Origin of the sequence: Muricauda brasiliensis (genome assembly GCF_003057865.1) — a bacterium.
Classification (GTDB): Bacteria; Bacteroidota; Bacteroidia; order Flavobacteriales; family Flavobacteriaceae; genus Flagellimonas; species Flagellimonas chongwuensis.
The window spans coordinates 164,176-170,519 of record NZ_QBTW01000004.1 but is presented as its reverse complement, the minus strand read 5'-3'; the positions used below and the strand labels follow the sequence as shown (position 1 = coordinate 170,519).

The following is a 6,344-nucleotide window of genomic DNA, read 5'->3' as shown; positions in this document are numbered from 1 at the left end:
GTGGGCTTCATCGAGTTCATGAGCAAGGACGTTGAGACCCTGCAACCGGACATCCGCGGTGGGCTGATGTGGCTGGACCACAAGAGCAACACGGAGCACGGAGTGGAGTTCAAGGAGGCGACGGAGGAACAACAAAAGGCCATTTTGGACGGTATCGCGTACTACGACCCGGAGGTGCCGGGCAACGAGCGCCCTTTTGAGGTGAACTTCTTCTCCCTGGTGAGGAACCTTACGATGACGGGCTTCTACACCAGCAAGATCGGGATAGAGGAGATCGGTTACAAGGGGAACCAGCCCAATGTATGGGACGGGGTTCCCGATGACGTTTTGGAGCAACACGGTGTTAGCTACGACGAGGAATGGCTGGCCAAATGCGTGGACCAGAGCCAACGCGGGGTCATCGCCGAATGGGACGAGAACGGTAACCTGTTGACGTAGATGATACCATATATAAAAGGTAATGGGCCCGCACCAAAAGTGCGGGCTTTTTAATAAACAGCATATAATAAATATCTATTTTGGATAGTTTTTTAAAATTGTGAGCCACAATTATTATCTTAAAAACTTTCTAAATCCCAATACCCAATGAATGTAGTCAGCTACCGTCCCCAACAACCGTTTGATTCAGTTTTTAGGGAATGCTACTACATCCATATCAACAAGGAAAAGGCAAATCGCCGCATTCCAGTTATCGATGATTGCTGTTATGATTTTGTGTTTTTTAAAGAGGCCAAAGGTGTGTTTCACTTTGGTGTCGAGCATGATTCCGTTCCCATACGAAGCAAAGTATTCACTATTCATGATGTTGTGCCGCCATACCGGGTTGAGGGAGCCGAATCGCTGACTTTTTTCACCATCAAATTACAGCCATGGACCAACGCTTATTTCTTTTCAATATTAAAAGAATCCGGTGTGGTCGATATAAGTGATTTCAATACGAATCTGATTTCGTTCCATGAACAAATTTTCAGAACACATGAAGTAGAAGAAAAATTCACTTTGGCGGATAAATTCATGGCCCAAACTATGCCGGAACTAACATCCACTATGGTTTTGGTTCGTGATCTTTGTGAATATATCTATGCTGAGCAGGGCAAGTTGACGGTGAATGAGTTGAGCAGGCAATTTGAACGCTCTAGACAATACCTAGGGAAAATCTTTAAAAAAGAAGTGATGTATAGCCTTAAGCGATTCATTATTACCGTTCGTATTTTGGATTTGGTCAAGTTCAAGACAAAGAACCCGGATATTTCACTCACTGAGCTTAGCTACGATTATGGTTATTTTGACCAACCTCATTTTATCAACGACTTCAAAAAGGTCTGCGGGGTCGCACCTCAACAGTTTTTCAATAACCTGCCTGAGTTTTTAATGCGACATCGATAGGTTTCCATTTTTACAATTAAATTATAGCGGGTTGTAGGTTCTTTGCATAAAAAGTAGACCATGAAGTATTTTTTAGTCATTTTCGGAGTGCTGGCGTTGGCATCTTGCAAGCAAAAATCGGAGAAAGTGGAAGTGTTGCTATCCTCTAAATTGGAGCGTGTTCGGGATTCTGTGGATACTTATTTTTCAAAATTAACGGAACTGAACCGGTTCAATGGTGTATTGCTGGTATTTAAAAATGATACCCTTTTGCTCGACAAGGCATACAATATGAATAGTAGTAGTTCAACCTATGTAACTACCGATTTCCAGTTTGATATTCATTCCATAGCCAAGTTAATGACCCACTATCTACTGGTGAAATTAGAGAGGGATGAAAAATTATCCACAGATCAAACCTTGGATGCCTATTTTGATGATTTTCCCAGAGGCAACGAAATTACATTGAAAATGCTCTTGGAACATAGTTCGGGTTTGCCCAGGGAATTGGTTGGGTTCGAGGATGAGGAATATCAACTCACATTTGATGATATACTGGAACTGTCCAAAAAGCAATCGCTATTGTTTCCGCCCGGAACGGATGTACAGTATTCCAACATTGGTTATGAGATATTGTATGGTATTATCTCCAATATATATGAAAAATCTTTTTCTCAATGTGTGGTCGACGAAATTTTTGAACCGTTGGGAATGGATTCTAGCGGAGCTCACTTTTTTGTGAAAGAAAATCGAGTGAAACGGATGGCGCAGAATCATGTGCTTAAAGATGATGTTTTAGAGCCGATTGATAATATCCAGAAAGATGAGTTCCGAAATGCTCGGTTTTTTTCAACGGGCGAGGACCTCAAAAAATTTATGGATCACATCAAGCAGGAACCATATGCTTCATTTTTTGAGGATAAAAATGGAATCATTGCAAAAGATGGTGGTTCCAAGGGTATCCGCGCCCAAGTGTATAGCGACCTCAAAAATCATTTCGATTTTGTGCTTTTGGCCAATTATGATGAAATGCCATTTTTTGATACTATTGATGATATGGTCAAATTGATGAAATCAGAACCTGTGGATTACCCGAAAGAAATTAACAGAGTTGCCATTCAGGTTGATGAAGAAGTGCTCCAAGAATACGCAGGAGCTTATACTTTTGCCGATTTTGACGGGTTGGTTTTGGAGATTGAGGTCGAGGGTGACCATTTGATTGTTTTACAGGAAGATGAAAAAGTAGGAGAGTTGAAGGCGGAAAGTCCTACCGTATTTTTTGAAGATTCCAAGTCGGCCGAGTCTTTCGAGTTCATTAAAAATGAAAAGGGAACCTATGATGCATTAATGGGGTGGAAGGGTATTGTTGTTGAAGGTAAAAGGAAGTAAAAAGGACTAGCTGTCAAGTTCGCTGTAAGGAACGAATAGAATATTGTACTTTTTTGCATAAATGTAGGTGAACTGAGCTCCAAAGAATAAGATCAGACAAGAATAGGACACCCATAACAGGACCAAAACGATAGCGCCTGCAGCCCCATAAGTGGAGCCAGGGTTTGCTTCTCCAAAGTAGAGACCTAGCAGAAACTTGCCAATCACAAATAAAATGGCTGTAATAAAGGCCCCGAACCAAACTACTCTCCATTTGATCTTGGCATCGGGCAAAAATTTAAACATGAGCGCGAACATTACTGTAATGATGCCTACCGATGAAATAATATCGACCATGTAGGCGAGATATATGGCCGCTTCGGTGATAAAGCTTTTTAGGTAATCGTTTAGGGCTGTTATGGCTGCCGTAACTATGAAGCTGATCAGTAACAAAAATCCGATGACCAATATAAAAGCAAAACTTTTGGCTCTTTCCGTTACCAATTTCCAAAAATCAAACCCGGGTGAACCTTCGATTCGCCATATCTCGTTCAGCGATATTTTCAGTTGGTAAAATACTCCCGTGGCACCAAAAAGTAAGGTCGAGATACCAATAATTGTGGAGATTAAATTTTTATCCTTGTTTTGGGTGTCCTGAATAATATCTTGAATCGTTTGGGCCGCATTGGGACCAAGGGCAATCGAAAATTCGTTGGTCAACCGACCTTCAACAATATCCACTCCCCAAATAGACCCGACCACATTGATTATGATTACCAATAGCGCAGGAAGAGATAGAACGGCGTAGTAGGCGACCACAGCACTCAATCGCCATGGATTAGCTTTACTCCAAGCCTTAAAGGTGTCCAAAAAAAGATAAGGAAAGTCCTTGAGCTTGAACCTATTGGAATATGTGTAATCTTCTTTCAAAAAATTAAAATCGATAGTTTAAAGAAGAAATTTACTTGATAATCTGACTAAGAATTGTTCGAAAAGCAATAATTGTTGACTGAATAGAAACAAAAAACCCTATAAACGTTGGGTTTACAGGGTTTTTCTGTACTCGAGGCGGGAGTATAACCTTATAATTTTCAATCAGTTGATTCTTAAGGATTAGTTACATAAATAACTGAAAAACAGAGTATAAGTATGTAATTTCAAAGATGTAGAAATATGCATATCTATGTATTTCTATGCAGAAACGCAAGGAAAGTGCAAGGAAAATAGTATATTGGCATTGTTCAAAAATGTTATTTAAATGGCCACATTGAGTTACTTTCTTCGCTCCAAATCAAATAATGCATCTATTTATTGCCGGTTAACTATTGACCGAAAAACACAGTTTGAAAAAAAAACTGGGTTGACCATTAATAGAAATAATTGGTCGAACAAAACTAAACTGCCTTTGCAGAAGGCAGATGCAGAAATAAAGGGGATTAAAAGCAAGTTGGAAGGATTAAAGGTTTATGTTCAAAACAAGGCGAACCAAAGTATTTTGAATGGGGAATTAATTACTTCGAATTGGTTAGGGAGTTCAATCGATGTTTATTTTGGACTCGCATCTGAAACGGGTAAGGATGATAGTGTTTTAGGTGCCTTTGATAGATACATTGAAAAACTTAAACAGGATGGGAAGGCGGTAAACACTATCAAAAAATATCAGTATGCAAGAAAAAAGTTTCAGATATTTCAAGGTCAAGATAAATTAAGGGTCAAGGATATCGATGGTTTTTTTGCTGATAGATTCCTAAATGAATTGAACGTTGGAAAAAGCACGGCAAACAAAATACTCAGGAATGTTGTTACCGTGTGTAAGAATGCCCGGGATAAATATGGTATTGAAGCGTCCAAGACATTAAATGGTATTGAAACAAAGAGGGCCGTTAAAACCCATAAGATTCATTTAGAGCCGAAGGAATTACTAAAAATCGAGAAGGCACATATTGTTTCAGATTATTTACTAAATGCCCGTAAGTGGCTTTTATTGTCCTGTGAGATTGGGATTAGAATATCGGACACGGATAAAATCAATGAGGAAAATATTGTTGAATACGAAGGTATGCGATTTTTGCAGTTTATGCCAACTAAACAGAGAAAGGATAGGGATAATATTATGGTCACAATTCCAATAGTGGGCAAGGTGAAGGAATTATTGTCAGATGGTTTTCCTCGGCCAATCTCATACCAAAAATTAAACGACTATGTAAAGAAAGTTTGTGAGATTGCTGAAATTGATGAGCCAACGAAAGGGGAAAAGAGATTAGTTAAGAATGGTTTGAATGTAGAGGGGATTTACCCCAAGTGGCAACTTATAACCTTTCATTGTGGGAGGTATTCTTTCGTAACTAATTCTAAGAACATCATCAACAACCAAATGATCAGAACAATTACTGGACATAAGTCAGATCGTATGCTGGAAAATTATCAGATAAACGAACATTTGAAGGATGCCAAGATTGTTGGTGAAATATTGGAGCAGAAATATAAAGAACGTCAAGCCCCATTGGCAGTAAACGAATAATTAAATCTAAATATCATGGAAAACGTTAAAACCCAAAGTCCAATTAAAGCGGAACAAATTTTAAACAATGCCTTGAACCAATACGCCCCAAAAGACTTAAGGGAATCACTAAGGAATATTCTATTTGATGCTTTGCGATCTGAATTTACTGACAACAAGGCCGACCGCACACAATATATAGCAGATTTTGAAGCCATGGATAACCTTTTAAAGGATTTGGAAGGATATCAACTTGCCTTTAAAAACCATGGTTAAATCAATCAAAAGGTTCCTGATTAAAATAGCCCTTCATGGCATAAGGTCAATTTTATGGGTAATCAAGGTGCACAAGGAGCGAAACGATAAATCTCGTATACCTCAAGAACATATCCAGAATAAGACTGTACAATACCAAGAAAAAAACGAACCCCAATACCTGAGCGAAGCTCACAAGAAGTCATCGATGGACAAACAAGCCACAATCAAAGGATGGCAAGAGTCGCCAACGGATTGGAAGGAAATTGATGATCAGATCGATGAAAGTTTTAGGGTTCATGGGCAGAAAAATCCTAATAAGAAATTTAAGTCGTTTGATTACAACACTTTGACAAGAAAGGAACTTGATACCCTTTATCATCGGATTATAGACAAGGCCATAGAGAATTACGAATATCGGCTTCATGTGCTTTTTATATGGAAAATCAACCATGAGCAATTTCATTACAGAGCCGCGGCCAGTCTAGCAACAAGGATTAGACGGGAAGAACAAAGAATGAAAAAGCATGATATTATCGGTTCCTATTTTAAAAAACGGTGGGCCAACATGACATCGGAAGAAGTTGAAGCCGACAGAAAATGGATGGTCAACCAGGGCAGATTTAGGAACTCCAATTAATTAATCGCGGTAATGGTCAATAACGACAAAGAGTGTTTTAAAATATTAAGAGAAGAGGGTGATATTCAACTATCTGAATCCAAAATAGATTTAATCCATTCAATGATCAACATTTTTAAAAATGAATGTTATGATAACTCTCGCTACAAATGGAAGTTAAAGCGTTACCAGAACTTTGTTAGGAAATATAATCTTTCCTTTCAGAGTTGCCATAAG

At 38.9% G+C, this 6,344-nt stretch carries 7 protein-coding genes; 6 read left to right on the top strand and 1 reads right to left on the bottom strand.

The features are described 5' to 3' along the window. From DCK90_RS03925 to DCK90_RS03915, 3 genes are all read left to right on the top strand, one after another. The coding region (locus DCK90_RS03925) for a gluconate 2-dehydrogenase subunit 3 family protein (protein WP_199912644.1) at positions 1 to 438 on the top strand (438 nt) is incomplete at its 5' end. Positions 439 to 585: 147 nt separating this feature from the next. Further along, a complete protein-coding gene (locus DCK90_RS03920; protein WP_108244878.1) occupies positions 586 to 1,386 on the top strand; it encodes a helix-turn-helix domain-containing protein in 801 nt (266 codons plus the stop codon). A gap of 60 nt (positions 1,387 to 1,446) precedes the next feature. Then, entirely contained in the window at positions 1,447 to 2,754 is a 1,308-nt protein-coding gene (locus DCK90_RS03915; RefSeq protein WP_108244877.1) for a serine hydrolase domain-containing protein, read from the top strand. A gap of 6 nt (positions 2,755 to 2,760) precedes the next feature. Here the strand turns inward: DCK90_RS03915 and DCK90_RS03910 are convergent, their stop codons facing one another. Beyond that, positions 2,761 to 3,663, bottom strand: a complete 903-nt coding sequence (locus DCK90_RS03910; protein ID WP_108244876.1) for a YihY/virulence factor BrkB family protein — start codon at positions 3,661 to 3,663, stop codon at positions 2,761 to 2,763. Between the two features lie 475 nt (positions 3,664 to 4,138). Between DCK90_RS03910 and DCK90_RS03905 the strand changes: the two genes are divergently transcribed. The 3 genes from DCK90_RS03905 to DCK90_RS03895 are packed head-to-tail and all read left to right on the top strand — an operon-like array spanning position 4,139 to position 6,128. After that, positions 4,139 to 5,254, top strand: coding sequence for a tyrosine-type recombinase/integrase (locus DCK90_RS03905; RefSeq protein WP_159075756.1), 1,116 nt, complete (start codon positions 4,139 to 4,141; stop codon positions 5,252 to 5,254). Positions 5,255 to 5,269: 15 nt separating this feature from the next. Then, positions 5,270 to 5,509 (top strand): hypothetical protein, encoded by a 240-nt coding sequence (locus tag DCK90_RS03900; protein ID WP_108244874.1) that lies wholly within the window; start codon positions 5,270 to 5,272, stop codon positions 5,507 to 5,509. Then, a complete protein-coding gene (locus DCK90_RS03895) occupies positions 5,502 to 6,128 on the top strand; it encodes a hypothetical protein (RefSeq protein WP_108244873.1) in 627 nt (208 codons plus the stop codon). The genes DCK90_RS03900 and DCK90_RS03895 overlap by 8 nt, the downstream gene beginning before the upstream one ends. Positions 6,129 to 6,344: the final 216 nt, after the last annotated feature.

What these genes read in the sequence shown, in the direction of transcription:
- DCK90_RS03920 (WP_108244878.1), top strand. Translation starts at nt 586, where the DNA reads ATGAATGTAGTCAGCTACCGTCCCCAACAACCGTTTGATTCAGTTTTT.
- DCK90_RS03915 (WP_108244877.1), top strand. Translation starts at nt 1,447, where the DNA reads ATGAAGTATTTTTTAGTCATTTTCGGAGTGCTGGCGTTGGCATCTTGC.
- DCK90_RS03900 (WP_108244874.1), top strand. Translation starts at nt 5,270, where the DNA reads ATGGAAAACGTTAAAACCCAAAGTCCAATTAAAGCGGAACAAATTTTA.
- DCK90_RS03895 (WP_108244873.1), top strand. Translation starts at nt 5,502, where the DNA reads ATGGTTAAATCAATCAAAAGGTTCCTGATTAAAATAGCCCTTCATGGC.